Source organism: Micromonospora sp. NPDC048909 (genome assembly GCF_040649635.1).
Taxonomy (GTDB): Bacteria; Actinomycetota; Actinomycetes; order Mycobacteriales; family Micromonosporaceae; genus Micromonospora.
In genome coordinates this window covers 12,484-37,515 of sequence record NZ_JBEZFU010000023.1, presented here as the reverse complement: position 1 = coordinate 37,515, position 25,032 = coordinate 12,484, and the positions used below count along the sequence as shown (strand labels likewise).

General features: G+C 74.5%; 23 protein-coding genes and 1 pseudogene. 12 read left to right on the top strand and 12 right to left on the bottom strand.

The annotated features are described in order from the left end of the window. Window positions 1–746: 746 nt before the first annotated feature. Both AB0C04_RS31915 and AB0C04_RS31910 read right to left on the bottom strand, forming a co-directional pair. Window positions 747–1,454 carry a hypothetical protein gene (locus tag AB0C04_RS31915; protein WP_357062134.1) on the bottom strand — a complete coding sequence of 236 codons (708 nt, stop codon included), beginning with the start codon at window positions 1,452–1,454 and terminating at the stop codon, window positions 747–749. Window positions 1,455–1,917: 463 nt separating this feature from the next. Next, the gene (locus AB0C04_RS31910; protein WP_357062131.1) at window positions 1,918–2,397 is read right to left on the bottom strand and encodes a VOC family protein; all 480 of its coding nucleotides are present in this window, start codon (window positions 2,395–2,397) and stop codon (window positions 1,918–1,920) included. Window positions 2,398–2,514: 117 nt separating this feature from the next. Here AB0C04_RS31910 and AB0C04_RS31905 point away from each other — a divergent pair, with 117 nt between their 5' ends. From AB0C04_RS31905 to tsaA, 3 genes are read left to right on the top strand one after another with little or no spacing between them, the layout of a single operon-like run. Further along, the gene (locus tag AB0C04_RS31905) at window positions 2,515–3,387 is read left to right on the top strand and encodes an MEDS domain-containing protein (protein WP_357062129.1); all 873 of its coding nucleotides are present in this window, start codon (window positions 2,515–2,517) and stop codon (window positions 3,385–3,387) included. Next, the gene (locus AB0C04_RS31900; protein ID WP_357062127.1) at window positions 3,384–4,340 is read left to right on the top strand and encodes a sensor histidine kinase; all 957 of its coding nucleotides are present in this window, start codon (window positions 3,384–3,386) and stop codon (window positions 4,338–4,340) included. The genes AB0C04_RS31905 and AB0C04_RS31900 overlap by 4 nt, the downstream gene beginning before the upstream one ends. Continuing rightward, window positions 4,337–4,753, top strand: coding sequence for a tRNA (N6-threonylcarbamoyladenosine(37)-N6)-methyltransferase TrmO (tsaA, locus tag AB0C04_RS31895; RefSeq protein WP_357062123.1), 417 nt, complete (start codon window positions 4,337–4,339; stop codon window positions 4,751–4,753). Before AB0C04_RS31900 ends, tsaA begins: the two co-directional genes overlap by 4 nt. 98 nt (window positions 4,754–4,851) lie before the next feature. Here tsaA and AB0C04_RS31890 read toward each other — a convergent pair whose 3' ends face one another. Together AB0C04_RS31890 and AB0C04_RS31885 are read right to left on the bottom strand one after the other, a co-directional pair. Next, window positions 4,852–5,481: an MBL fold metallo-hydrolase gene (locus AB0C04_RS31890; protein WP_357062121.1), complete on the bottom strand. Its 630-nt coding sequence runs from the start codon at window positions 5,479–5,481 to the stop codon at window positions 4,852–4,854. Beyond that, complete coding sequence (locus AB0C04_RS31885) at window positions 5,478–6,566, bottom strand: S-(hydroxymethyl)mycothiol dehydrogenase (RefSeq protein ID WP_357062119.1); 1,089 nt, start codon at window positions 6,564–6,566, stop codon at window positions 5,478–5,480. The genes AB0C04_RS31890 and AB0C04_RS31885 overlap by 4 nt, the downstream gene beginning before the upstream one ends. Window positions 6,567–6,763: 197 nt before the next feature. Here AB0C04_RS31885 and AB0C04_RS31880 point away from each other — a divergent pair, with 197 nt between their 5' ends. Beyond that, window positions 6,764–7,192 carry a hypothetical protein gene (locus AB0C04_RS31880; protein ID WP_357062116.1) on the top strand — a complete coding sequence of 143 codons (429 nt, stop codon included), beginning with the start codon at window positions 6,764–6,766 and terminating at the stop codon, window positions 7,190–7,192. Between the two features lie 264 nt (window positions 7,193–7,456). Here AB0C04_RS31880 and AB0C04_RS31875 read toward each other — a convergent pair. Both AB0C04_RS31875 and AB0C04_RS31870 read right to left on the bottom strand, forming a co-directional pair. Next, window positions 7,457–8,467, bottom strand: a pseudogene (locus AB0C04_RS31875) (MFS transporter); the annotation flags it as partial. Between the two features lie 74 nt (window positions 8,468–8,541). Beyond that, window positions 8,542–9,213, bottom strand: a complete 672-nt coding sequence (locus AB0C04_RS31870; protein WP_357062114.1) for a GntR family transcriptional regulator — start codon at window positions 9,211–9,213, stop codon at window positions 8,542–8,544. A 181-nt stretch (window positions 9,214–9,394) separates the two neighbouring features. Here AB0C04_RS31870 and AB0C04_RS31865 point away from each other — a divergent pair, with 181 nt between their 5' ends. Together AB0C04_RS31865 and AB0C04_RS31860 are read left to right on the top strand one after the other, a co-directional pair. After that, window positions 9,395–10,597: a low temperature requirement protein A gene (locus AB0C04_RS31865; protein WP_357062110.1), complete on the top strand. Its 1,203-nt coding sequence runs from the start codon at window positions 9,395–9,397 to the stop codon at window positions 10,595–10,597. Between the two features lie 64 nt (window positions 10,598–10,661). Further along, complete coding sequence (locus AB0C04_RS31860; protein ID WP_357062107.1) at window positions 10,662–12,107, top strand: cryptochrome/photolyase family protein; 1,446 nt, start codon at window positions 10,662–10,664, stop codon at window positions 12,105–12,107. Between the two features lie 4 nt (window positions 12,108–12,111). Here the strand turns inward: AB0C04_RS31860 and AB0C04_RS31855 are convergent, their stop codons facing one another. Genes AB0C04_RS31855 through AB0C04_RS31845 form a run of 3 tightly spaced genes read right to left on the bottom strand, consistent with a single transcriptional unit; the run spans window position 12,112 to window position 15,613 of the window. Then, window positions 12,112–13,044, bottom strand: a complete 933-nt coding sequence (locus tag AB0C04_RS31855) for an alpha/beta fold hydrolase (RefSeq protein ID WP_357062105.1) — start codon at window positions 13,042–13,044, stop codon at window positions 12,112–12,114. Next, the gene (locus AB0C04_RS31850) at window positions 13,041–14,048 is read right to left on the bottom strand and encodes an SDR family oxidoreductase (RefSeq protein ID WP_357062102.1); all 1,008 of its coding nucleotides are present in this window, start codon (window positions 14,046–14,048) and stop codon (window positions 13,041–13,043) included. Before AB0C04_RS31850 ends, AB0C04_RS31855 begins: the two co-directional genes overlap by 4 nt. A gap of 56 nt (window positions 14,049–14,104) precedes the next feature. Next, window positions 14,105–15,613 carry an NAD(P)/FAD-dependent oxidoreductase gene (locus AB0C04_RS31845; protein WP_357062099.1) on the bottom strand — a complete coding sequence of 503 codons (1,509 nt, stop codon included), beginning with the start codon at window positions 15,611–15,613 and terminating at the stop codon, window positions 14,105–14,107. A 112-nt stretch (window positions 15,614–15,725) separates the two neighbouring features. Between AB0C04_RS31845 and AB0C04_RS31840 the strand changes: the two genes are divergently transcribed. Continuing rightward, window positions 15,726–16,388 carry a TetR/AcrR family transcriptional regulator gene (locus AB0C04_RS31840; RefSeq protein WP_357062096.1) on the top strand — a complete coding sequence of 221 codons (663 nt, stop codon included), beginning with the start codon at window positions 15,726–15,728 and terminating at the stop codon, window positions 16,386–16,388. Here AB0C04_RS31840 and AB0C04_RS31835 read toward each other — a convergent pair. From AB0C04_RS31835 to AB0C04_RS31825, 3 genes are read right to left on the bottom strand one after another with little or no spacing between them, the layout of a single operon-like run. Further along, window positions 16,358–16,900, bottom strand: coding sequence for a PH domain-containing protein (locus tag AB0C04_RS31835; protein ID WP_357062093.1), 543 nt, complete (start codon window positions 16,898–16,900; stop codon window positions 16,358–16,360). The two genes, AB0C04_RS31840 and AB0C04_RS31835, sit on opposite strands and share 31 nt — an antisense overlap. A gap of 10 nt (window positions 16,901–16,910) precedes the next feature. Further along, window positions 16,911–17,372 (bottom strand): hypothetical protein, encoded by a 462-nt coding sequence (locus AB0C04_RS31830; RefSeq protein ID WP_357062090.1) that lies wholly within the window; start codon window positions 17,370–17,372, stop codon window positions 16,911–16,913. Continuing rightward, complete coding sequence (locus AB0C04_RS31825; protein ID WP_357062088.1) at window positions 17,372–17,845, bottom strand: hypothetical protein; 474 nt, start codon at window positions 17,843–17,845, stop codon at window positions 17,372–17,374. Before AB0C04_RS31825 ends, AB0C04_RS31830 begins: the two co-directional genes overlap by 1 nt. A gap of 44 nt (window positions 17,846–17,889) precedes the next feature. Here AB0C04_RS31825 and AB0C04_RS31820 point away from each other — a divergent pair, with 44 nt between their 5' ends. From AB0C04_RS31820 to AB0C04_RS31800, 5 genes are all read left to right on the top strand, one after another. After that, on the top strand, window positions 17,890–18,867 hold the full coding sequence (locus AB0C04_RS31820) for a WYL domain-containing protein (RefSeq protein ID WP_357062085.1): 978 nt from the start codon (window positions 17,890–17,892) through the stop codon (window positions 18,865–18,867). 87 nt (window positions 18,868–18,954) lie between these two features. Beyond that, on the top strand, window positions 18,955–19,581 hold the full coding sequence (locus AB0C04_RS31815; RefSeq protein ID WP_357062083.1) for an ATP-binding cassette domain-containing protein: 627 nt from the start codon (window positions 18,955–18,957) through the stop codon (window positions 19,579–19,581). Next, window positions 19,578–20,849, top strand: a complete 1,272-nt coding sequence (locus tag AB0C04_RS31810) for an extracellular solute-binding protein (RefSeq protein ID WP_357062080.1) — start codon at window positions 19,578–19,580, stop codon at window positions 20,847–20,849. The genes AB0C04_RS31815 and AB0C04_RS31810 overlap by 4 nt, the downstream gene beginning before the upstream one ends. After that, window positions 20,846–22,618: an ABC transporter permease subunit gene (locus tag AB0C04_RS31805; RefSeq protein WP_357062077.1), complete on the top strand. Its 1,773-nt coding sequence runs from the start codon at window positions 20,846–20,848 to the stop codon at window positions 22,616–22,618. Before AB0C04_RS31810 ends, AB0C04_RS31805 begins: the two co-directional genes overlap by 4 nt. After that, window positions 22,615–25,002, top strand: coding sequence for a tetratricopeptide repeat protein (locus AB0C04_RS31800; protein WP_357062074.1), 2,388 nt, complete (start codon window positions 22,615–22,617; stop codon window positions 25,000–25,002). The genes AB0C04_RS31805 and AB0C04_RS31800 overlap by 4 nt, the downstream gene beginning before the upstream one ends. Window positions 25,003–25,032: the final 30 nt, after the last annotated feature.

The window sequence follows — 25,032 nt, the reverse complement described above, 5'->3', positions numbered from 1 at the left end:
GCACCTCGACAAGGCGCTCAACAAAACAAGAGGGGAAAGTCTTCAGGCCGGGCCACACGTGGGGCTCATCGACCAGGGGGATCCGACGTGCGGGGCCGGGGGCCTCGCGGTGCCGGGTCCAGGTGTAACGACCGGCGGCCCGCCACCATTCCGGGGTCGGCTCGTCGGCCGGGTCCATCTGTAACGGCCGGCTGCCCGCCGTCATTCCGGGGGCCGGACCACCGTCGGCGACCGGGTGAACCGGCCGGCGGGCGGGGCTGCTACCTCGGCCGTCGCGGATATTCAACGACGCCCGGCCACCCACCATTCCGGCCCCGGGATGCCCCCGGTCACACCCCAAACCGCCCACAACCGTCCACCGCCCGGCAGCACCGCACCTACGCCCCGGGATTGAACCGGACAATCACCCCAGACTGCGCGGACAGACAAAGCTCAGGACCCACGGAGCCGAGGGACACCCCCGACTTCACGGAACTCGAGTCGACCAACCCAACAACCCGGCTTGATCCACTCCAGATCGCCGACATGGCGGTATCCGCGCGGCCGGAACACCGCCCATCTCGCTGAAATGGCGGAGGCTGCACCTGCCCACCGCGCGGGAGGCCGCACCTGGCCACACCGTGCGGGGAGGCCGCACCTGGCCCACCGCGCGGACGTGGTGGCGGTCGCGTGGGCAGTAGGGCAAGCCGCGCAGACGGAACCGGCCGGCCCCGTAACGGGGCCGGCCGGTGTCGAGGTTCAGGACGTCACCAGAGCTGCTGGACGACGTCCGCCGCCTGCTCCTCCCACTGCGCGTAGGCGTACGGGAACGCCGAGACCTGGACGGTCTGCGCGGCGGCGGTCAGCGGCAGGTCCTGCCAGCCGCCCACGTTCTTCAGCGCGCTGAAGAACGCGGTGGCGCTGTAGTCGGGGTCGGTGATCTGGTCGGGCGTGCCCCAACCGGACGAGGGGCGCTGCTGGAACAGGCCCTGCGAGTCGTGGTCGTTGTACGCGCCGAGGTGGCCGAGGTTGTACAGCTTCGACTCCTGCAGCGACGTGGCGACACCGATCACCGCGCCCCGCTCCCCCACGCCGGACTTCTTGGCCGCCTCGATGATGGCCTTGGCGTTGGCGAGCTGCGCGTCGTCCAGCGGGATGCGCGACTGGGCGCCCTCGACACCGTGCGGGATCAGCTTGTCCCGGCTCGGCTTGCCGGCTTGCGGCTTGCCGCTGCTGGAACCGGTGGTCAGGCCGGACTCGACCGGGGTGCCCTGCTTCTCCGCGCTGGCCTTGCCGGTGGCGAGGTCGATGGCCGCGACGGCACCCTCGTGGGGTCCAGTAGTGATCGGGGCGGCGACCGCGGTCGGCCCGAATGCCAGGCCGCCGAGGGCGGCCACGCCCACCACGCTCAGTGCGGTCTTGCGGTAAGAGTCCTTCGCGATGGCCGGGAGCCATCGAGTGAAGTCGACCTTCACGATGGTTGCCTCTCGATCGTGCGAAGCGCTCCGGGATGAGCACTCCTCGGGGGATGTCCGCACCGGTAATGGGTTTGGGGTCGGGCGGTACGGGGGACACAACCAGCCAGGCGTGTCGGTCATTCCGGAAATCCCATGGCCCGGCGGCGTTGCGGTCCCGGTCACCGCCGGGAACCGGACGATCGCGCCGGGCGGTGGGTAAGCGGGCACGCCGAACCGGCCGTACGCCCCGGACCAGCCGTAACCGGGCAGGCCGAGGCGAGGGCGTGGTGCGCGGACGACAGCGGCAGGCATCGCCCACGGCGCGGCGGACCCGCCGAAGCCGGCATCATGGCGCCAGTAGGGATCGGAAAGCGGCGGAGGTGCGGGTGACCGGCATCGGCGGGCCGGCCCGGAGACCGACGAGCGTCCCCCGCCGTCGGGAGCGGGCCAACGCGGAGAAGAGCGCCGGCCGACCATGATCTCAGCCGCTTGCGCCGCGCCCCTCGGTGCCGAAGCCGTCGAGGGCGGCCCGCTCGTCCTGGCTGCCCAGTTCCTCGAAGACCGTGATGTGCAGGTCCGCCGGGGCGTCGAGGCGGGCGTTGAGCGACTGCCAGGGGGTGACGGTCGGCGGTGCCACCTGCTCTGCGCCCGCGGCGACCAGCCGGTCGGTGGCCGCCCGGGCGTCGTCCACCTCGAACGCCACCCTGATCCGGGGCGCGACCTGCCGGCCCACCTCGACCTCGTCGATCATCCGCTTCTGCGCCGGGTTGGCGATCTCCAGGGTGGCCCGGCCGGCGTCCAGGATCATCACCCGGGCGTCGCCGTCGCCGGTGAACGCCGCCTCCTCGGGCAGGCCCAGCGCGTCGCGGAAGAAGGCGACGGCCGCCTGGTAATCCTCGGCCTCCACCACCAGGCGGAGCTGGCGGACGGCGGGCGGCCGGTCGGCCGCGTCACTGGTCATGCCGACGGAGCCTACCGCCCAGATGAAGCGTGCCCGGCCGACAACGGGCATACCAGGGCATCGGGCCCGGTACGGGCGAGAGCTAGAGTGAGGCGGCGTCGACCGGAAGGCGATGAGGTGACTGCTGTGGGAGTGGCCGACCAGGTGCGCCTCGGCGATCACGTCTGCTGGACGTACGACGAGCGGACCGAGGGCCTCGACGCCGTCGGCCGGTTCGTCACCGGCGGCCTGCGCCTCGGCCATCGGATCCTCTGCTTCCTCGACGCGCTGACGCCCGACGCCGTGCTCGCCGACCTCGCCGCCCGCGGCGTGCCGACCGGCAGCGCGCTCGCCGACGGCCGACTGCGGCTGATCCCGGCCGGCGGCAGCCACCGCCCGCAAGGTGGGTGGGACCGGCCCCGAATGGTCGCGGCCCTCGCGGCGGAGACCGCCCGGGCCGGGCACCCGGGGTACGCCGGGCTGCGGCTGGTGGGCGACATGGCCTGGGCGTTGCGCGCCGGCACCCCGGTGGCGGAGCTGCAACGCTACGAGTCCCAGGTGGACGCCCTCGTCTCGGGCGGGCGGATCGCCGCGCTCTGCCTCTACGACCGGCGGCTCTGCGCCGGCGAGCAGATCCGCGCGGTCGCCGCGGCGCACACCGTGACGGCGGGCCCGGACGCCGGCCGACGCCGGACGCCGCTGCTGCGGGCGTACCGGATGACGGATCCGTGTGGGTTGCGCCTGGTCGGCGAGGTCGACCGCAGCAACGGTGACGCGCTCAGCGCCATGCTCAGCGACGTCGCCGGCTGGGCACCCGCGGGGCGACGGGCGGTGCTGGACGTCTCGGAGCTGGCCTTCGCCGACGTACGCGCCGCGTACGCCCTGCTGGGCGTCGGTGCGGTGCCGCCGAGCGACCGGGTGCGGCTGGTCGGGTGTCGACCGGCGTTGCGGCGGCTGCTCGACCTGGTCGGGCAGGGCTCGGGCATGGAAACCGTGGGCGACCCGGCATGACGATGCTGGACACGACCGGATGGCCGACGGACGGCCTCGCCCACGAAGGGTTCTTCTACGGAGATCAGCGGCACCTGCTCGACGGGATGGTGCCGTTCATCGCGGAGGGCCTCGCCGGCGGGGAACCGGTGCTGGTCGCCCTGCCCACGGCCAACCTGGCGCTGGTCCGCGACGCGGTGGGCGAGGCGCCCGGTCTGCACTGGACCGACATGGGCGAGGCCGGGCGCAACCCCGGTGCGATCCTGCCGTGGGTGCTCCAGGCGTTCGTCGACCGGCACCCGGGCGGGCGGACCCGCATCGTCGGCGAGTCGGTGTGGTCCGGGCGCAGCGACGCCGAGTACGGGGCGTGCGCGCAGCACGAGGCGCTGGTCAATGCCGCCCTCGCCGAACGCGGCGTGAGTCTGCTCTGCCCGTACGACGCCGGCCGGTTGGCCGAGGCGGTGCTCGCTGACGCGTGCGCGACGCATCCGGTGATCGTGGGCCCGCAGGGGCGCCGGCCGAGCGTCGGCTTCGCACCGTCCGATGTGCTCGTCCGCTACAACCAGCCGCTGCCCGCGCCGGCGCACCCGGTGGCGGCGCTGGACTACGCCCTCGACACGCTGCCCGAGGTGCGCCGGTTCGTGACCGGGTACGCGGAGACCGCAGGCCTGGACGCGGGCCGGGTGGCCGACCTGCAGATCGCGGTGACCGAGTTGGCCGCCAACAGCATCACGCACGCCGCTGGCGCCGGCACGCTGCTCGTGTGGTGCACCGACGAGGACCTGGTCTGCGAGGTGCGCGACGACGGTTGGCTCGCCGATCCGCTGGCCGGCCGGTTGGCACCCGCCCCGGACGGCGTGGGCGGGCGCGGGCTGGTGATCGTGCACGCGCTCTGCGACCTGGTCCTGCTGCACAGCACGGCGGCCGGCACGATGGTCCGGCTGCACATGCGCCGCCGGAGGGGGCAACGATGAGTGAGATCGACTACCTGCTGCGGCCGGTCGGCCGGGTCGAGTCGCCGTTGACCGACGCCGCAAGGGCACCGAAGCAGGGCGACGAGGGCGCTCCGGACGCGTGGCTGGTCTTCGAGCCGGAGTTCGCGCCGGCCGTACGGGATCTGCGACCGGGTACCGACGTGCTGGTGCTGACCTGGTTCGACCGGGCCAGCCGCGACGTCCTGACGGTGCACCCGCGTGGTGACGCGTCGCGCCCGGAGACCGGGGTGTTCGCCACCCGGTCGCCGCACCGGCCCAACCCGGTCGGCCTGCACCGGGTACGACTGCTGTCGGTCGACGGCCTGCGGATCAGGGTGGCCGACCTGGAGGCGCTGGACGGGACGCCGGTGCTGGACGTCAAGCCGGTGCTCGGCGGCCCGCACGAACGCTGACCGGCGGACCGAACCAGCCGGCGAACCCAACAAGCCGGCGAACCCGCACGAACGTCGACCGGCGGCCCGGCCGGCCCGTGGGCCGGCCGGGAGCGAGGTCAGTGACCGCGGGCGATCCACTCGTCGAGGTGCGGCGCCTCGGCGCCGATGGTGGTGTCGTCGCCGTGCCCGGTATGGACCACCGTCTCCGGCGGCAGGGTGAGCAACCGGGTGCGGATCGACTCGACGATGGTGTCGAAGTCGCTGTAGGAGCGGCCGGTGGCGCCCGGGCCGCCGGCGAAGAGCGTGTCACCGGTGAACACGGCGCCCAGCGCCGGCACATGGAAGCTGCACGCGCCGGGGCTGTGCCCCGGGGTGTGCAGCACCCGCAGCGCCGCGCCGGCCACCTCGACGGTCGTCCCGTCGCGCAGTTCCCCGTCCGGCGACACGTCGGGGTGCACCAGGTCCCAGAGCACCCGGTCGTCGGGGTGCAGCAGGACGGGCGCGCCGGTGGCGCGGGCCAGCGCCGGGACGACCCGGACGTGGTCGTCGTGGGCGTGGGTGGCGAGGATCGCCGAGACCCGCCGCTGCCCCACCACACGCAGGATCGCGTCGACGTCGTGCGGCGCGTCCAGGACGACGCACTCAGTGTCGTCGCCGACCACCCAGACGTTGTTGTCCACCTCGAAGGTCTGCCCGTCGAGGGAGAAGGTGCCGGAGGTGACGGCGTGGTCGATCCGGACCGTCACGGGAAGACCACCACCGAGCGGAGCACGTCACCGTGGTGCATCCGCGTGAACGCCTGCTCGACCTGGTCGAGCGCGATCTCCTCGGTGACGAACGCGTCGAGGTCGAGGCGGCCCTGCAGGTAGAGCTCGGTCAGCATCGGGAAGTCGCGGGTGGGCAGGCAGTCGCCGTACCAGCTGGACTTGAGCGCGCCACCGCGGCCGAACACGTCGAGCAGCGGCACCTCGAGGGTCATCTCCGGCGTGGGCACCCCGACCAGCACGACGGTGCCGGCCAGGTCACGGGCGTAGAACGCCTGCTTCCAGGTCTCCGGGCGGCCCACCGCGTCGATCACCACGTCGGCGCCGAAGCCGCCGGTGGCCGCACGGATCGCCTCGACCGGGTCGTCCTCGGAGGCGTTGACGGTGTGCGTGGCGCCGAACTTGCGGGCCCAGTCCAGCTTGCGGGAGTCCGTGTCCACCGCGACGATCGTCGTCGCGCCGGCCAGCGCCGCGCCGGCGACCGCGGCGTCACCGACGCCGCCGCAGCCGATCACCGCGACCGAGTCGCCCCGGGTCACCCCGCCGGTGTTCATCGCCGCGCCGAGCCCGGCCATCACCCCGCAGCCGAGCAGCCCCACCGCCGCGGGCCGGGCGGCCGGGTCCACCTTGGTGCACTGGCCCGCGTGCACCAGCGTCTTCTCGGCGAAGGCGCCGATGCCCAGCGCCGGTGCCAGCTCGGTGCCGTCGGTGAGGGTCATCTTCTGGGCGGCGTTGTGGGTGGCGAAGCAGTACCAGGGGCGACCGCGCCGGCAGGCCCGGCAGACGCCGCAGACCGCGCGCCAGTTGAGGATGACGAAGTCGCCGGGCGCGACGCCGGTGACCCCGTCGCCGACCTCTTCGACGATGCCGGCCGCCTCGTGCCCGAGCAGGAACGGGTAGTCGTCGTTGATGCCGCCTTCGCGGTAGTGCAGGTCGGTGTGGCAGACCCCGCACGACTGGATCCGGACGATCGCCTCACCCGGCCCCGGGTCGGGCACGACGATCGTGGTGACCTCGACCGGTGCGCCCTTGCTGCGGGAGATGACTCCCCGGACCTCCTGGCTCACGGTTGCCCTCCTGTCTCGGCGGTGGTGGCCGGACGCTCGCGCGCCCGTGCGCCGAGAGGCGCCCGGCCGCGTCGGCGGTCGACCTTCCGGCGAACCTACCGTGATCGACCGGGGCGGCACAGTCGGCGCGGCGGCGGGTTATCCCGCCCACCGACGGGTAGGCGGGGGCACGATCTGGCCGCACAGCAGGAGTGATCATGAATCTGGCGCACGTACCGCTGCGGGTGACCGTCGGCGCCTTCTTCCTCAACTCGGGCCTGAGCAAGCGGAACCTGGAGGGCGAGGCCGCGCAGGGGATGCACGGCATGGCCACCGGGGCCATCCCGCAGCTGCGACAGCTCGATCCGAACCGCTTCGCCAAGCTGCTCTCGTACAGCGAGGTCGCGCTGGGCGCCGCACTGGTCGTCCCGTTCGTCCCGTCAGCGCTGGTGGGGCTCGGGCTGACCGCCTTCGGCGCCGGGCTGATGCAGCTCTACCTGAAGACACCCGGCCTGCGTGAGCCGGGCAGCCTGCGGCCCACCCAGCAGGGCGTGCCGATCGCCAAGGACGTCTGGCTGGTCGGTGCCGGCCTGACGCTGTTGTTGGACAGCCTCACCCACCGCCGGCACCACCTCCGGCACCACTGACGCGCCCACCGCCGCCACCGCTGACGTGCCCGCCGCGGCCGCTCGAGCCAGGTCGGCCGGGTGGGTGGAGCGGCCCGGGGTGCCGGCGGCGAGCTGCCGACGGGCCGCGTTGCGGTAGCGCAGCACCTGGATCGCGCCGAGCGTCCAGAGCGCGTACTGCACGGCGAAGGCCCAGCGGAACGCGTTCAGATCGGGTGCGCTGCGCCCCGCCGGGGTCGACAGGTCGAGCACCACGCCCACGGCGAGCACCAGCGCGATCGAGGCGACGAAGCCACCGACGTTGACGATGCCGGTGGCGCTGCCGATCCGGCTCGCCGGGTTGAACGTGCGGGCGTAGTCGAAGCCGATGATCGACGCCGGGCCGTTGACAGCGAGCACCAGTACCAGCAGCACCAGCAGCCACCGCGGGGCCGGGCCGGGCCAGGCGAGCACCACGGCCCAGACCGCGGCGGTGGCCGCGACCACGGTGAAGACCAGCACCGAGCGGCGGAACGGGTGCCGGGCGCAGAGGTGCGCGAGGACCGGGCCGACCAGCAGCCCGGCCACGGTCATCAGGGTGAGCAGGTACGCCGCCGAGGTGGGTCGCAGCCCCTGGCCCTGAACCAGGAACGGGAAGCCCCAGAGCAGCGCGAAGACCGCACCGGAGAACTGGGTGACGAAGTGCGTCCAGAGCCCCAGCCGGGTGCCCGGCTGCGTCCAGGCGGTGGCCAGTTCCCGGCGCACGTCGGCGAATCGGGGCGGCGGCCCGGCCAGGGTCTCCCGGTGCGGGGTGTCACGCACGGCGACGAGCACCAGGAACACGACCGTCGTGCCGAGCGCCGCGGCGACCAGGAACGCCGGGGTCCAGCCGACGTGGTGCAGCAGGGCCACCAGCGGTACGGTGCCGAGGACCGCGCCGAGCTGGCCGAGCGTGCCGGTGAGCTGCACGATGAGCGGGTTGATCCGGCCCGGGAACCAGAACGCCACGATCCGCAGCACGCTGATGAAGGTCATCGCGTCGCCGAGCCCGACCAGGATCCGCGCCGCCACGGCCAGCCGTACGTCGGTGGCGAGGGCGAAGCAGACCTGGCCGGCGACCATGAGCAGGCCGCCGGCGACCAGCAGTCGGCGCGAGCCGAAGCGGTCGATCAGCACCCCGACCGGAATCTGCATCGCCGCGTACACGGCCAGCTGGGCGACGGAGAAGGTGGCGAGCGCGGCCGCGTTGATGTCGAACCGGTGCGCGGCGTCGACCCCGGTGACCCCGAGCGAGCTGCGGTGGAAGACCGCGGCCACGTACGCGCTCAGCGCGACGCCCCAGACCAGTGCGGCGGAGCGGCGGGCGGTGACCGGCGGGGTGGTCCGCACGCTCACCGCAGCGTCCGCAGCACGGTCGCCGAGTTGTCGATGTGCGCGACCACGGCCTCGAGCCAGCGCCCGGGATCGTCCTCGTCGAGCGCGGCGAGCTGTGCGGCGTGCTCGGTCAGCGCCACGTCGGCCCAGCCGGGAGAGAGGCGGACGCTGGTCTCACCCATCCGCAGCTGCCGGTCGCGCAGCCGCTGGTACAGCTCGGCGAGGATCTCGTTGCCGGCGGCGTCCACCACGGTGGCGTGGAAGGCCCGGTCGGCGGCCATCAGCGCGGTGACGTCCCCGGCGGCGTGCGCCGCGCGCATCTCGGCCAGCCAGCGACCGAGGTCGGCCTTCAGCTCGGCCCGGCGCGGCCAGACCCGCTCGGCGGCGTGCCGCTCGACCAGCCGGCGAGCCTCGATCACGTCGGTGATCTCCCGGGCGGAGACCGGCCGGATCAGGGCGCCCCGCTTCGGGTAGAGCTTGACCAGCCCTTCGGTTTCCAGCCGGAGCAGCGCCTCGCGCACCGGCGTGCGGGAGACTCCGGTCGCCTCGGCGATCTCCCCCTCGCTGACCAGCAGCCCGCCCGGGTAGACCTGCTCCAGGATCGACCGCTTGAGGTGCCGGTAGGCGCGCTCGGCCGCCGAGGGCGCGGCGGCCGCGGTCGACCTGGCCGGCGCGGAGGGATGCGTCATGTATCTATGATGCGACCCCGGCGCCGGCGACCGTGGCCGTGGTCGCCGGAACGTGGCGTCGGCCACCGGAGCGCCGCGTCGTAGACCACGTCGGACCCGTTCGACCGGTGATCGGAGTCGGGGCCGCCGAGCCGGCTGGCTATCGTGTGGGCGACCCGGCTGTCCGCCCGAGGAGCACCTGTTGACCCAGACCCGAGCCGTGCGCCCGTGGTACCGCCGGATGACCGCGCGGCAGCGGGACGAGCCGCACCGCGCCGCCACCCCGTTGGAGCTCTTCTTCGACCTCTGCTTCGTGGTGGCCGTGGCGCAGGCGGCCGGAAGCCTGCACCACGACGTGTCGGACAACCACGTCGGCCACGCGGTGACCAGCTATCTGATGGTGTTCTTCGCGATCTGGTGGTCGTGGATGAACTTCACCTGGTTCGCCTCCGCGTACGACACCGACGACGACGTCTACCGACTCACCACGCTCGTGCAGATCGTCGGCGCCCTGATCATCGCGGCGGGGGTGCCGCGCGCCTTCACCGAGGGCGACTTCACCACCATCACCTACGGGTACGTGGTGATGCGGCTGGCCGCGGTGGTGCACTGGACCCGCGCGGCGGCCAGCGACCCGATGCACCGCGCGGCCGCGATCCGGTACGCGGTCGGGGTCAGCGTGGTGCAGCTCGGTTGGCTGCTGCGGCTCGCCCTGTCCGAGGACTGGCGGCTGGCGTCCTTCGTGCTGCTGGCCGTGGCCGACCTGCTGGTCCCGGTCTTCGCCGAGCGGCCCGGGATGACCCCCTGGCACCCTCGGCACATCGTCGAACGGTACGGCCTGTTCACCCTGATCGTGCTCGGCGAGACGGTGCTGGCCGTCTCGATCGCGATCCAGGACGGGTTGGACGCCGGATCGCACGGCCTCTGGGCCCTGGCCGCGGCCGGTGTGGTGATCGTGTTCGCACTCTGGTGGGTCTACTTCGACCGGCCGGTCGAGTTGTCGACCCGACTGCGCGACTCGCTCACCTGGGGGTACGGCCACTACCTGATCTTCGCCTCGGTCGCCGCGGCCGGGGCGGGCCTGGCGGTGGCGGTCGACCACGAGCGGCGGATGTCGCACGTCTCGCAGACCACCGTCGGGTACGCCGTCGCCGTGCCGGTCGCGGTGTACCTGGTCGTCGTCTGGGCGTTGCACGTACGCCGGCAGCAGCGCGGGCCGGTCGTCGCGGCGTTCCCGGTGACCGCCGCGTTGGCGCTGCTCGCGCCGCTCGGTCCGGCGCCGGTGCAGGTGGTGGCGGCGCTCCTGCTCGTCCTGGTGACGGTCACCGTGCTGGTTCGGCGCCTGAAGGACACACCGGCGGCCGACGACGCGAACCCGGACGCCGCCGACCCGGACGCGGCCTGAACTCGACGCTCCGGGCTCGGCCGCCTACCGCGCGCAACCGCCCCGCAGTGGGCAGAATTGGACCATGTCTCCCCGCCGATGGCTGCTGGCCGATCAACTCGGCCCGCACTTCCTCGACGATTCCGACCAGCCGGTGCTGCTCATCGAGGCGCGGGAGCTGTTCCGCCGGCGGCCCATGCACCGGCAGAAGGCCCACCTGATCCTCTCCGCACTGCGCCACCGCGCGGCCGAGCTGGGTGACCGGGCCGTGCTGCTGCGCACCGGCACCTTCCGGGAGGCGCTCGACCAGCTCACCGGGCCGGTGGAGGTCTGCCATCCGCACTCCCGCGTCGGCCTGCGCTTCGCCCGTTCGGTGCCGGGCCTGGCGGTGCTGCCGCCACGCGGGTTCGTCACCAGCCAGGCGGACTTCGCGGCCTGGGCCGAGCAGCGCCGGCGCGGCCCCCTGCGGATGGTCGACTTCTACCGGCACGCGCTGCGCCGGCACGGGGTGCTCGCCACGTCGGCCGGCGGCGCCCCGGCGCGTCGGCGGCCCCGCTCCGCCGCCGCGCAGCCGCTGCCACCGCCCCCGCCGCTCGTCGAGGACGAGATCGACGTCCAGGTGCGCCGCGACCTGGACCGCTGGGCGGCCGACGGGGTCCGGTTCGTGGGCCGCGACGGCCCTCGGCGGCATCCGGCCACACACGCGGAGGCCGAGGCCCGGCTGACCCACTTCCTGGCGCACCGGCTGCCGGAGTACGACCGGTACGCCGACGTGATGAGCGTGCACGACCCGTTGCTGGCGCACAGCGCGCTCTCCTCGTCGTTCAACCTCGGTCTGCTCGACCCGGCGCCCGCGGTGCGGGCGGCCGAGAAGGCGTGGCGCGACGGGGCGGCCCCCCGCGCGGCGGTGGAGCCGTTCATTCGGGGACTACTCGGCTGGCGCGAGTTCCTGTGGCAGCTCTACTGGTACCTCGGACCGCGGAGGGCCGGCGGGCCGGCCGCGACCGAGCCGCTACCGGAGTGGTTCGCCGAGCTGGACGCGGACGCGGTCGAGGCGCGCTGCCTCGCCGACGTGCTGGCCGCGGTCCGCGACGGCGCGTGGACCCACCACGTGCCCCGGCTGCTGGTGCTCGGCAACTACGCGCTGCAACGCGACTGGTGCCCCACCGAGCTGGCCGACTGGTTCCGGCGCTCGTTCGTCGACGGCACCGACTGGGTGATGAACGCGACCGTGGTCGGCATGAGCCAGTACGCCGACCTACCCCGGGTGGACACCCGTCCGTACGCGGTGGACGGCAGTGACATCGACGAGATCAGCGACTACTGCACCGGCTGCCGGTACGTCCCCGAGCGGGCGCTCGGCGACCTCGCCTGCCCGTACACCGGCGGCTTCGAGACCTTCCTGTTCCGCAACCGGGAGCGGCTGGTCGGCGATCCGCGGCTCGCCGCCGAGCTGGCCCGCCGCGACGACCCGGAGCACCGCGAGGCGGTGCTGGCGCAGGAGGAGAAGCGGGGCAGCACCCCGCCCTGACCGGTCAGCCGGCCTCGGGCGCCGGGCGGCGGTGCTCGGCGGCGCGGGGGTCCTCGATCGTCGCGGTGACGACTGCCGCGCCGGCGTCGGAGCTGGCGGGCGTCGCCCAGAAGTCGAGCAGCAGCCGGTGCAGTTCCTCGGCCCGCTCGATCTGCGGCATGTGGCCACAGTCGCGGAACAGGTGGGTCTGGGCCCGGGGCAGCCGGGTCCGGGCGGCCTCGAGGTGGGCCGCCGGCAGGATCAGGTCCCGGTCGCCCCAGACCACCAGCGTCGGCACCGCCAGGGCGGCCAGCTGGGTCAGCAGCTCCTCCCGCCACTGCGGGCGGACGCCGCGGAAGCCACCCAGGCTCCGGACGGTCTCGAGCATCACCCGCGCGGTGTACGGCTGACGGGCCACCTCCAGGGCGTACGCGATGCGCTCGGCGGTGGCGAACGCCGGGTCGTGGAAGAGCGCGCGTTCGACCCGGCGGGCGGCGGCCCGGCTGGGGCGCAGCATCATCCGGCCCAACGGGCGCAGCGCGAGCAGCCGCAGCGCGAGGGTCACCTCCTGACCGAAGCCGGCGCTGTTGACCAGCGCGAGGCTGGCCACCCGGGCCGGCTCGGTGACGGCGAGCCGCATGGCGACCGCACCGCCGAGGGAGTTGCCGACCAGGTGTGCGGGGCGGTCGACGCCGACCACGTCGAGGTAGCGGCCGACGAAGCGGGCCAGCGCCGGCAGGGTGTGCGGCTCGGCCATCGGCAGCGACCCGCCGTAGCCGGGCAGGTCGACGCTGTGCACCCGGAACCGCTCGGCGAGGCGCTCGTGCTGGTCGGTGAAATCCCGCAGGGTGCGGCCGACACCGTGCAGCAGCAGGACCGGCGGGCCGTCGCCGTCGATGCGGTGGCGCACCCGACGTCCGCCGACGGTGACGTGCCGGGGGCCCTGCGCCGCGCTCATGCCGGCTCCCCGGCGGTTTCGGTCGCCGACACCTCGGCGGCCCGTGGTGCGGGCACGGCGCCCACCGGCCGGTGCGCGACCGGCGGTGGCGAGGCGGGCGGGACGAGCGCGGGTGGCGACGTCGCGGCTGGCCGCTCGCGCCCGACCGGCGTCGGCGTCGCGGCGCGCGAGGCCGCCTCGCTCCGGCGCAGTCCGAGGGCCAGGACTCGGTGGTACGAGGCGGGCGCCACCCGGGCGAGCAGATCCGGCAGCTTCGCCGACCAGCCGATCAGCACCCGGCCGCGGCGGCGGGCCACCCCTCGCAGGATCACCTCGGCGGCCCTGGCGGGGGCGATGGTCAGCAGCTTCTCGAACTGCCGCCGACCCTGCTCGTACTCGTCGCGGTCGACGCCGCTGCCGACCCGGGCGTTGGCCGTGATCCGGGTGTTGATCCCGCCGGGGTGCACCGAGGTGACCCCGATTCCGTGCTCGGCCAGCTCGGGGCGGAGCGCCTCGGTGAGGCCCCGGACGGCGAACTTGCTCGCCGAGTAGGCGCTCTGCCCGGCGGGCGCGATCAGGCCGAAGAGGCTGGAGATGTTGACCAGGTGCGCGCCGGTCTCCTCCTTGAGCGCGGGCAGCAGCGCGTGGGTCAGCTGCGCGACGGCCCGGAAGTTGATCTCGACCACCCAGCTGAACTCCTCGAAGGTGACCTGGTCGAACCGGCCACCGAGGGCCACCCCGGCGTTGTTGATCAGCAGCCGGATCCGCGGGTGCCGCTGCCGGATCTCCGCTGCCACCCGCGCGGTCGCGGCCGGGTCGGCCAGGTCGACCAGGTAGGTGCTGAGCTGCCGGTCGGGGTAGCCGGCGTGCAGCGCGGCGACCACCGCGTCGAGCCGCTCGGCGTCCCGGTCGAGCAGGACCAGGTGGCTGCCGCGGCGCGCCAGCGCGTGTGCCAGCGCCTCGCCGATTCCGCTGGCGGCGCCGGTGACCACGGCCGTGCCGTCGGCGAAGTCGAAGGTACGCACGGGTTGCTCCTCTGCTGCTCGGTTCAGGCAACGGCCGCACCGTCCAGGAAGGACGGTCAGCCTACCGGGGTGCCGGTGGGCCGCTCCGGTGTGGCGGGCCGGTCGACGACGCCGGCCCGGGAGAACCGCACGCCGGCGTCGGCAAGCCGGCCGTGCCGCATCAGCAGCACGTCGCGGGGGTAGTTCTGGTGGAGCCGCCATGGCGCGGCGGCCCCCTGCTTGGGCAACGCGTCCAGGCTACGCAGGACGTAGCCCGCGCGGAGGTCGATCAGCGGCACCCGGTCGTCGCCGGGCGGCGGCAACGGGGTGACGATCTGCCGCCCGGTCCGGTCGAGGTGGCGCAGCAGCCGGCAGACGTAGGTGGCGACCAGGTCGGCCTTCAACGTCCAGGAGGCGTTGGTGTAGCCGATGGTCATGGCCAGGTTCGGCACGCCGGAGAGCATCATCCCCTTGTAGGCCACCGTGGCGGCCAGGTCGACCTCGGCGCCGTCCACGGTGAGCGTCATCCCGCCGAGGGCGAGCAGGTTGAGGCCGGTCGCGGTGACCACCACGTCGGCGGGCAGTTCCTCGCCGGAGGCCAGTCGGACGCCGTGCTCGGTGAACGTGTCGATGGTGTCGGTGACCACCGAGGCCCGGCCGTCCTGCACAGCGGCGAAGAGGTCGCCGTCGGGCACGATGCAGAGCCGCTGGTCCCACGGGTCGTAGCGGGGCGAGAAGTGTCGGTCGACGTCGTAGCCGACCGGCAGCCGGCCCCGCGCGGCTCGGCGCAGCAGCCTCTTCATCAGCCCGGGCGCGCGCCGGCTGAGCTGGAAGTTGGCGGTGGCGAGCAGGACGTTCTTCCACCGCACCACCGGATACGCGGCCTTCGCCGGCAGCCAGCGGCGCAGCGCGTCGGCGAGCGCGTCGCGCGCGGGCAACGGCAGGATGTACGTGGGTGAGCGCTGCAGCATCGTCACGTGGGCGGCCCGCTCGGCCATGGCGGGCACCAGGGTGACGGCGGTGGCGCCACTGCCGATGACCACCACCCGCTTGCCGGTGTGGTCGAGGTCGGCCGGCCAGTGCTGCGGGTGCACCAGCCGCCCGGCGTACCGGTCGACCCCCGGGAAGTCCGGGGTGTAGCCGGCGTCGTAGCGGTAGTAGCCGGCGCAGACATAGAGGAAGGCGCAGGTCAGCTCGACGGTCTCGGCGGTGTCGTCGCGGTGGGCGTGAACTGTCCAGCGGGCCGTGGCGCTGTCCCACTCGGCACGCAGCACCCGGTGCCGGAAGCGGATGTGGCGCTGCACGTCGTACTCGCGGGCGGTCTGCCGGACGTAGGCGCGGATCGCGTCGCCGTCGGCGATCGCCTTCGGGTCGGTCCAGGGCTTGAAGGAGTAGCCGAGGGTGAACATGTCCGAGTCGGACCGGACGCCGGGATAGCGGAACAGGTCCCAGGTGCCGCCGATGGCGTCCCGGGCCTCCAGCACGGCATACGTCTTGCCGGGGCAGCTGCGCCGCAGGTGGCAGGCGGCGCCGACGCCGGACAGCCCGGCGCCGACGATGATCACGTCGACGTGGTCGGAGGCCATGGCACCTCCCGGTGGGTGGCGGTGGACCGGACCTTATCCACCGCCGTCGAGGCCAGTCAACACCCTGTCGAGTCTCTCGACAGGGTGTTGAGGCCCGGTAGGATCGGCGGTCATGACGAGCGTGCGTGCCGCCGCCGCAGCCGCGACTCCGCGCGGGCGGCGGGCCGCCCGGTCCGCCGGCGACCACCGCGAGCTGGCGATCCTGGCCACCGCGGAGCGGTTGCTGGAACGTCGGGCGTTCGCCGACATCTCCATCGACGACCTGGCGCGCGGCGCCGGCATCTCGCGCCCCACCTTCTACTTCTACTTCGCCTCCAAGGACGCGGTGCTGCTCACCCTGCTGGACCGGGTCACCGAGGAGGCCGACGCCGCCGCCGGCGACGTGCTCGACCGACTCGCCGAGGACCCACGGGCCCGCTGGCGGGAGCTGATCAGCCGGTTCCACGACACGTTCCGCGCACACAAGCCGGTCACCCTGGCCTGCGCCCAGGTGCGGGGCACCAACGCCGAGGTACGCCAACTCTGGGCGGCGGTGCTGGAGCGCTGGGTGCGCAGCGCCGAAACGGCCATCGAGGCCGAGCGGCGGCGCGGCGCGGCCCCGGACGGATCACCCGCCCGGGACCTGGCGATCGCGCTGACCTCGATGAACGAGCGGGTCATGTACGCGACGTTCGCCGCCGACTCACCCGCCGTGGCCGAGCCCGACGTGGTGGACGTGCTGCTCGACGTCTGGCTGTCCACGATCTACCGCACCACCACTCCCCCGCCCGCCTGACCCGGGCCGCGCCGCCGCGCGTCGGCCAGCTCGGCGTCGAGACGGTCCAGCAGCCGGTCGAAGTCCGCCTCGGACAGCACTGGTCCGACTTCCTTGCGCCACCCGATCTCGCGGGACCGTCGCTGGACCGGCGTCTCGAACGCGTCGCCGGTGGTCAGCACCCAGCACGCGTCCCGGACCGTCGGCTCGCCGAGGAAGAGGGCGGGCCGCGCCGCGAACCCGGTCACCGCCGACCAGGGCAGCGTCCTTGTGCGGAAGACGTGCCGCAGCCGGACGCCGCGCTCGCCGACGTACACCCCGGCCAGGTGCAGCCGGGCCGCGAACGTCCACCACACGGTCATGAAGGCCGCGGCAGCCACCATGGTCAGCGCCTCGGCCAGCTCGACCCCGCCCGCCAGCGCTCTCCCGAAGGCGACCAGGAGCAGCACGGCGAACGCGGTCCCGATCACGAGGAACAGTCCGGTGACCGCCTGTCGCAGGCCCCACGGGTCCATCCGGAACCATCTGCGCACGGCCGACAGGCTAACTGACTGGCGCGCGGGTGAACTCCATGATCCAGTTGGTCTCCCAGCTGTCTCCGCCGTCGGTGGAGAACGCCTGCTCCCAGCGGGCCGAGGTCGCGGTGATCTCCGACCAGATGAACCGGCAGCGGATCGGGCGGCCCTCGTCGACGTCGTCGGCGTAGAAGGTGCCGACCCCGTCGACGAAACGGCCGACCAACGCCGGCATCTCCACCACCCCGTTGGCGCTGTTCATCCAGTAGATGGACCACTCGCCGCGGGCCGCGTTGAAGGTCCGCACGGTCGCGCCGGAGAAGTCCTTGGTCGGGAAGGTGATCTCGTCGAAGCTGCCCGCGCCGTCGAAGAAGCTACGAGCGACCTTCACGCTCGGGAACTCGTCCCACTCGTCGCTGCCGACGTGCCGCTTCTTCAGCCGCCGGTTGGCGATGTTCCAGGTGCCGACGAGGAAGTCGAAGTCGCCCATCAGCGGCCCACCGGCCCTTCGGCGTGGGCGTCGACGAGGTACGCCTCGACGTCCGGCCGCTCCGGCGCGAGCACGTGCCGGATCCAGGCGGCCCGCTCGTGCTCCAGCACGCTCAGCTCCCAGACGCAGCCCACCCCCGGCCTGTTCAGCGGGACGAAGTGGGTCGGGTCCTCGTCGGGGCAGTCCAGCGCCGGCTGGCCGGCCACCGCGACGCCCACCTCGACCGCGTTGTCCCAGGTCCAGCTGTACGCCAGCAGGTAGGCGCCGGTGTCCGCGCCTCGGTGCAACACCACCCAGCCGGCCGGCGGGGTGCCGTCGGGCTCCGGAAGCAGGGTCGGCAGCACGTCGTACGCCGCCTTCTCCACCTCCGGCTCGATCGGCCGCTCCGGCTGGTCGATGTGGTAGCGCTTGAGCTGTCGCCCGGCGACCGTGGTCGGCCCCGGCGTCCGCAGGTGCTTGTCGCGAAATGCCATGCCGAGACGGTAACGGCACTTCCCTGACAACTACTGTCAGCAGAATGCGGGCCAGTCGACTCCTCTCCGTCCTGCTGCTGCTCCAGGCGCACGGCCGGATGACCGCCACCCAGCTCGCCGAGCGGCTGGAGGTGTCCACCCGGACCATTTACCGGGACGTGGAGTCGCTGCACGCCAGCGGCATCCCGCTCTATGGCGAGGCCGGGCACGCCGGCGGCTACCAGCTGCTCGACGGGTGGCGGACCCGGCTGACCGGGCTGACCACCGAGGAGGCGGACCGGCTCTTCCTGGCCGGCCTGCCCGGCCCGGCCGACGAGCTGGGCGACGGCGCGGTGGTGGCCGCGCTCCAGCTCAAGCTGCACGCCGCACTGCCACCGCCGCTGCGCGAGCGGGCCGCCCTGCTCCAACAGCGGTTCCATCTGGACACCGCCGGCTGGTTCGCCGACGGCGACGCCTCGGCACACCTGTCGCCCGCGGCCGACGCGGTGTGGCGGCAGCGCCGGATCGAGGTCCGCTACCGCAGCTGGGCCGGGGAGGTCACCCGCGTGCTCGACCCGTACGGACTGGTGCTCAAGGGCGGCCGTTGGTACGTGGTGGCGGGGCGATCGGGGCGGGACGAGCCGGCCACCTACCGGGTCAACCAGATCCTCGCGCTGAGCATCCTGGACGAGGGGTTCGACCGGCCGGCCGACTTCGACCTGTCGAGCTGGTGGCGCGGGCACGTGCAGCAGTTCCGGGCCCGGCTGCACCGCGACGAGGCGACCGTACGGCTCTCCCCGGCCGGCCGGGCCCGGCTGCGGGAGGTGGCCAGCGACGTGGTGGTGGCAGCCGTGGAGGGTAGCGCCGGGCCACCGGACGAGGCCGGTTGGGTCACCGCCGCGCTGCCGATCGAGTCACTCACTCACGCGCACGGCGAGCTGCTGCGCCTCGGCGCCGAGGTGCACGTGCTCGCGCCGGCGGCGTTGCGGGACCGGCTGGCGGACACGGCGGCGGCGCTGGCCCGCCTCTACCACGCCGACTGAGCCGCTTCTCCACTGTGGAACCGCGCCGGGGACATCGATTGTCGGCGTGATGTGCCACCCTGGGACGGGTCGACGAGGTCACCGGAGGTGAGGGTCACGCTACGGCTGCGCGCACTGGTCGCCGTCCCCGGCACCGGGCCGGTCACCGTCGAGGTGCCCGCCGGGCGCACGGCCGCCCTGGTGGCGCCGCCCCGGGTCGGCACCGCGGTCGCCCGAGTGCTGGCCGGGCTCGCCGCACCCCTCGCCGGGCGGATCCTGGTCGGCGAACGGGACGTGACCGCCCTGCCACCGCCGCGCCGCCAGATCGGCTACGTCCCGGCGGGCGGCGCGCTGCTGCCGCAGCTGACCGTGCGTCGCAACATCGAGTACGGCCAGCGCAAGCGGGAACGGGTACGCGAGGTGGCCGACGACTGGGCGGCGACCGTCATCGACCGGCTGGAGCTGGCGCCGACCCTCGCCCTGCTGCCGCACCTGCTCTCCGACGCCCAGCGGTTCCGGGTGGCGCTGGCCCGCGCCGCCGCCTGTCTGCCCGAGGTGCTGGTGGTCGACCTGCCCGCCGGAATGGCCGGTGGTGGCCGGCTGAGCGATCTCGTACCCCGGCTCTCGCCACCGGACGCGCCCGGGGTCGCCGTGCTGGTCTGCACCGCCGACCCGGCCACCCTGGAGGAAATCCCCGATCGGGTCGAGCTGGTCACCGAGGCGGTGGGGCGATGACGGGCGGGCTGCGCCGCCGCACGCTGCTGCGCGCCGCGGTCGCCGGCACCGCCACGGCTGCCACCGGCTGCTCCGGCGGGGAGCGAGCGGTGCAGGTCGCAGTGGTCTGGAGCGGCGCCGAGCTGGAGCGGTTCCGCGAGGTGGTGGCCGGCTATCCCGCGCCGGTGCAGGTGGTCAGCGCCGGCAACGACATCGACGCGTTCCTGCGCGCCCGGCACCTCGCCGGCACCAGTCCCGACGTGGCGATCCTGCCCCGGCCCGGCCTGGTCACCGAGTACGCCGAGCGGGGCTGGTTGAGCCCGCTCACCCCGGCCGCTGGCTACGCCGTCCCCGGCGACCTGGGCGACCTGCTCACCGTCGGCGGCCAGCGGGTCGGCGTCTGGGTGAAGGCCGCACACAAGTCCCTCTTCTGGCACCTGCCCACGGTGCTGCCCCAACCACCTACCAGTTGGGACGAGCTGGTGGCGCTGACCCGCCGCCTCGGTGCGCGGGCCCGGCGCGGCCTCGGCCCGGCGCCGTTGGCGATCGGCGCGGCCGACGGCTGGGTACTCACCGACTGGTTCGAGAACGTGCTGGCGGACGTGGCGCCCGACGGCTACGACGCCCTCGCCGGCCCGGACGCCGACTGGCAGGGCGCGCCGGTGCGCGACGCCCTCGACCGGCTCGCCGAGATCTGGAGCGTCGACGGCGCCTTTCCCGGCGGCGCCCGCCGCGCCCTGCTCACCCAGTACGAGGAGTCTGTGATCCAGGTGGTGCGCGCGCGCCGGGCGGCGATGGTCTTCGAGGGTGACTTCGTCGACGACGTGGTCCACCGGTTCCAGCGCGACTCGGCCGGGCCGTCGACGTTCCGGTTCCCCGGCACCCGGCCCGGCGGCGGCCCGCTCATCGTGGGCGGCGACGTCGCGGTGGCCTTCGCCGGCGCGGACGCCGGGGTGGAGCTGGTGCGCTGGCTCACCGACGCCGCCGCGTTCCGGCCCTGGCTGCGCGCCGGCGGCTACCTCTCACCGAACATCATCGTTCCGCTGGACAGCTACGCCGATCCGGTCCGCCGCCGACTGGCCGGCGAGATGCGCACCGCCGACACCCCGCGGTTCGACCTCTCCGACCGGCTTCCCGGGCCGTTCACCGGCTCCGACGGCGTCGGCATCTGGCGGATGATGCAGGACTTCTTCTCCGACGTGACCAGTGGAGTGCCGGCCGCCGAGGCGGTCCGCCGGGCCACCGGCCAGCTCGCCGCCGCGGCCCGCACCGCGGGCGGTGGCCGGTGACCAGGGCGCCGGTCCTCGGCGAGCTGGCCGTCCTCGACGACGTCGGGCCGCCGCGCCGCGGTCGTGCCTACCCGGCGGCGGGCGCCACGTCGGCGCTGCTGCTGCCCGCCGCGCTGCTCCTCGGTGGGCTGGTGCTCTGGCCGGTGCTGCGCACCGTGCACGCCAGCGTCACCACCGACGGCCGGTGGGTGGGCGCCGCGCACTTCCGGGCCGCGCTGGACGCGCCGGACACCGCCGCGGTGGTCGGTCGCACGGTGCTCTGGGCGCTGCTGGTGCCGGCCGTGGTGACCGGGCTGGGCTACCTGCTCGCCGCCGCGTCCCGCCGCTCCCAGGAGGGCGGCCTGGTCCGGCTGATCCTGGTCGTGCCGATCGCGCTGCCGCTGGTGGTCACCGGGGTCACCTTCCGCCTGATGTACGACCCGGACCCGACCCGCGGGCTGGCCACGCTGCTCGCCGCGCGGGTGACCGGGCGCTCCGCCGAGGACGCCCCTCAGCTGCTCGGCCCGGGCCTGGTCACCGTGGCGCTGATGTCGGCCTTCATCTGGGCCTGGGTGGGGCTGGCCGTGCTGGTGTTCCGCGCCGCGCTGGACCGGGTGCCGTCGAGCCTCGCCGACGCGGTCCGCGCCCACGGCGGCGGCCGCCGACACGTGCTCTGGGACGCTCAGTGGCGACCGCTGCTGCTGCGTACCTTCGCGGTGGTCTTCGCCCTGGTGGCGGTCGGCACCAGCCGGACCTTCGACCTGATCCTGGTGATGGCCCCCGGCTCGGTGCGCGACGAGGCCGCGGTGCTGGCCCTGCGGGTCTGGCAGACCTCCGGCGGCACCACCACCGGCGAGGGGGCCGCGCTCGGCGTGGTCTGGCTGGTGGCGGTGGCCGCCGGCATGCTGGTGGCGGCGCTCTTCGTCCGGCAGGCGTGGCCGCCGCCGCGCCCCGCCGAGCCGGAGCCGGAGGCGCAACCGGCGAACGTCCCGCCGCCGCGGCTGTTCCGGCTGATCGCCGCGGGCGCGGCGGTGGCCTGGCTGATCCCGCTCGGGGTGCTGGTCGCGACGTCGCTGCACCGGCCGGTCGACGCGGCGGCCGAGCACTGGTGGTCGGCACCGCTCAGCCTGGACTCCTACCGCGACGTGCTCGGCGGCTCGGAGCTGTGGCGGGCGCTGACGTTCACGCTGCTGCTGGCCACCGTGGTCACCGCGGCCGTGGTGGTCGTCGCGCTGCTCGCGGCGTACCCGCTGGCCTGGCTGACCGGGCCGGCCGCACAGGCGACCGGCCTGCTGCTGATGGCCGCCAGCATCGTCCCGGTGCAGGTCATCGCCGGGCCGGTCAACGAGGTGCTCGGGGTGGTGCTCTCCTCCGGCACCGCCCGCGGGCTGGCGCTGGTGCACCTGGCGCTGGGCGTGCCGTTCGCGGTGCTGGTGCTGCGCAACGCCTTCGCCGACCTCCCGGCGGAGCAGGTCCGCGGCGCGCGGCTGGGCGGGCGGCACTGGTGGGGCACGCTGCGCCGGCTGGCCCGGCACAACCGGTCGGCGATCGTCGCCGTCTCCGTGCTGGAGTTCGTGCAGGTCTGGAACGACCTGGTGGTCGGGCTGCTGTTCAGCGGCCCCGAGGCGGCACCGCTGGGGCTATTCCTGGCCGGGCAGACCCGCGGCTTCGTGGCCAACAGCGGCGCGCTCGCCACTGGCTCGGTGATCGCCTCGGTGCTGCCGGTGCTGCTGGTGGTGCTCGCCCGCCGGCATCTCGTCGCCGGTCTGGTCGCGGGCGGCGTCCGGTGACCGGCCCGACCGGCGCCGGCCGTCCACCCCGTTGGCCGGTGCTGGTCGCGGTCGGCACGCTGGTCAGCGGGGTGGCCGCGAACCTGGCCAGCAACCTGCTCTCCGAGCTGGCCAGCAGCGTGCTCGGGCCGGCGAGCATCGCGGTGGCGATCAGCGGCGCGATCGGCTGGTTGGTGTTCGAGATGCGCCGGCGGCGGGCCGGCCGGCAGGTCGCCGCCGAGCCGACGGAGATCGTCGCCGCGCCGACCACCGGCGCCCCGACGCTGCCCTACCCGGCCGGCTTCACCGGTCGGGGCGAGCACGTGGAGTCGATCGTCGCGCTGCTGGCCCGGGAGCACGCGGTGGCCGTGCTGGGCCGGCGCGGGGTGGGCACCTCGGCCTGCGCGGTGCAGGCGGCCAACCTGTGCCGGGAGAACTTCCCGGACGGGCAGTACTACCTCGACCTGCGCCGCGCCGGCCGGCCCCGTTCGGCGCGGCAGGTGCTCACCGCGCTGGCCCGGATCCTGGGCACCCCGCCGCCGACGTCGGGCCGGGCGGACGCGCTCGCCGAGGCCGCCGACGCGCTGCGCCGGCAGCTCGACGGCCGCAAGATCCTGCTGGTGCTGGACAACGTGGACACACCCGCGCAGGTGCGGCCGCTGCTGCCGCCGACCGCGCGCACCTGCCGGCTGCTGCTCGCCGGCGGCCCCGCGCTGACCGGTCTCGATGGCGTGGTGGCGCACTGGATCGCCGAGCCCGGTCCCACGGAGGCGGTCGAACTCTTCGCCGCCGCCGGGCAGGCCGCCCCGGCCGCCCGGGCCCGCCGGGCCGACCCGCGCGCCGACCCGGCGGTACGGTCCATCGTCGACCTCTGTGGTCGGCAGCCGCGGACGGTCCGCGCGCTGGGCTACCGCACCGCCCAGCACGGCTGGCGCCCCGCTGACGTGCTCGACGCGCTGCGCCGAGCGGTCGAGACACCCCCGCACCAGCGGGTCAGCGTCTCCCCCGCGGCCCGGTTGGTGACCGAGCGCGACACCGCCTACCGGGCGCTGTCGGTCGAGGCGCGGCGGCTGCACCGGTTGATGTCGCTCAGTCCGGCCCCGGTGGACCGGCCGACCATCGCGGCGCTGGCCCGTCGGCGGCCCGACCGGGTGGCGACGCTCCTCGACGAGCTGGCCGCGGCGGCGTTCGTGATCGGCGCGCCCGGCGACCGCTACGAGATCCGGCCGCTGCTCGCCGGCTACGCCCGGCTGCACCTGCGCGACGCCGAGCCGGCCCGCCGGCGGGTCGCCGCCCAGGCCCGGCTCGCCCGGCACCTGGCCCGCCAGGCCGAGCGGCACGCGGCCAACCTCGCCGCGATCGGGTCACCGCCGGACCGGGAGTGGTCGCTGCCGCTCGACGACGACCCCTACGGCTGGTTCGACCTGCACCAGGAGCTGCTGCTGGCGGTGGTACGGGTGCCGGCCGGCGCGGCGGAGACGCTGCCCCGGCGGGTACGTCGCTGGTGGTTCCGGCTGGCCGTGGCGCTGTGCGGGTGGCTGGCGCACGCCGAGCGGCTGCACGAGTGGGAGCAGGTGTGCCGCACGGTGCTCGCCACCCCGACCGCCGACGACCGGCCGGAGATCGCCGGCTGGGCGCACAACGAGCTGGGCGTGCTGCGCCGACGCCGGCACGACCCGCAGGGCGCCGCCGCCGCGCTGACCCTGGCGGTGGCCGAACGCGGCCGGCGCGGCACCGCGCAGGCGCGGATGAACCTCGGCCTGGCCCTGCTCGACCTCGGCCAACTCGACGACGCGGTGGAGCACCTGGAGCTGTCCCGGCGGCACCGCTCCGGCGCCGACCGGGCCGGGCATGCGCTGACCGACCTCGGGTTGGGCGCGGCCCGGCTGGCTCGGGGCGAGCTGGACAGCGCCCACCACCACCTGGTGCGGGCGGCGAACACGTTCCGCTCGCTCGGCGACGCCCGGGGCTACGCCGCGGCGCTGACCAATCTGGTGCTGGTGCACGCCAGCGTCGGCGAACATCTCGACGCGGCGCAGGCGTGGCGGGCCGCGCTACGCGAGTACGAGTCGGTGAGCGACCCGACCAGCCGGGCCGCCGCGCTGCTCAATGCCGGCGCCACTCTGCTGGCCACCAGCCCGACGCAGGCGCGGCAGGCCTACGAGATGCTCGCCGAGAGCCGCCGGCTGCGCGAGGGCAGCCGGCCGAGCGCGGGGCTGGGCCGGACCCTGCTCTACCTGGGCGACGCGGCGGCCGCCCTGGACGACCCGGACGAGGCGCATCGGCACTGGGTGGACGCGGCGGCCATCTGCGAGGAGGTCGGCGACGCCGAGGGGCAGGCGGCGGCCGACACCCGGCTGGCACCCGACGAGCCGGCGACGGTCCAGACCCCGGTCGAAGCCTGAGCGGGCCGTACGCCCGGGATCTGTCGACGG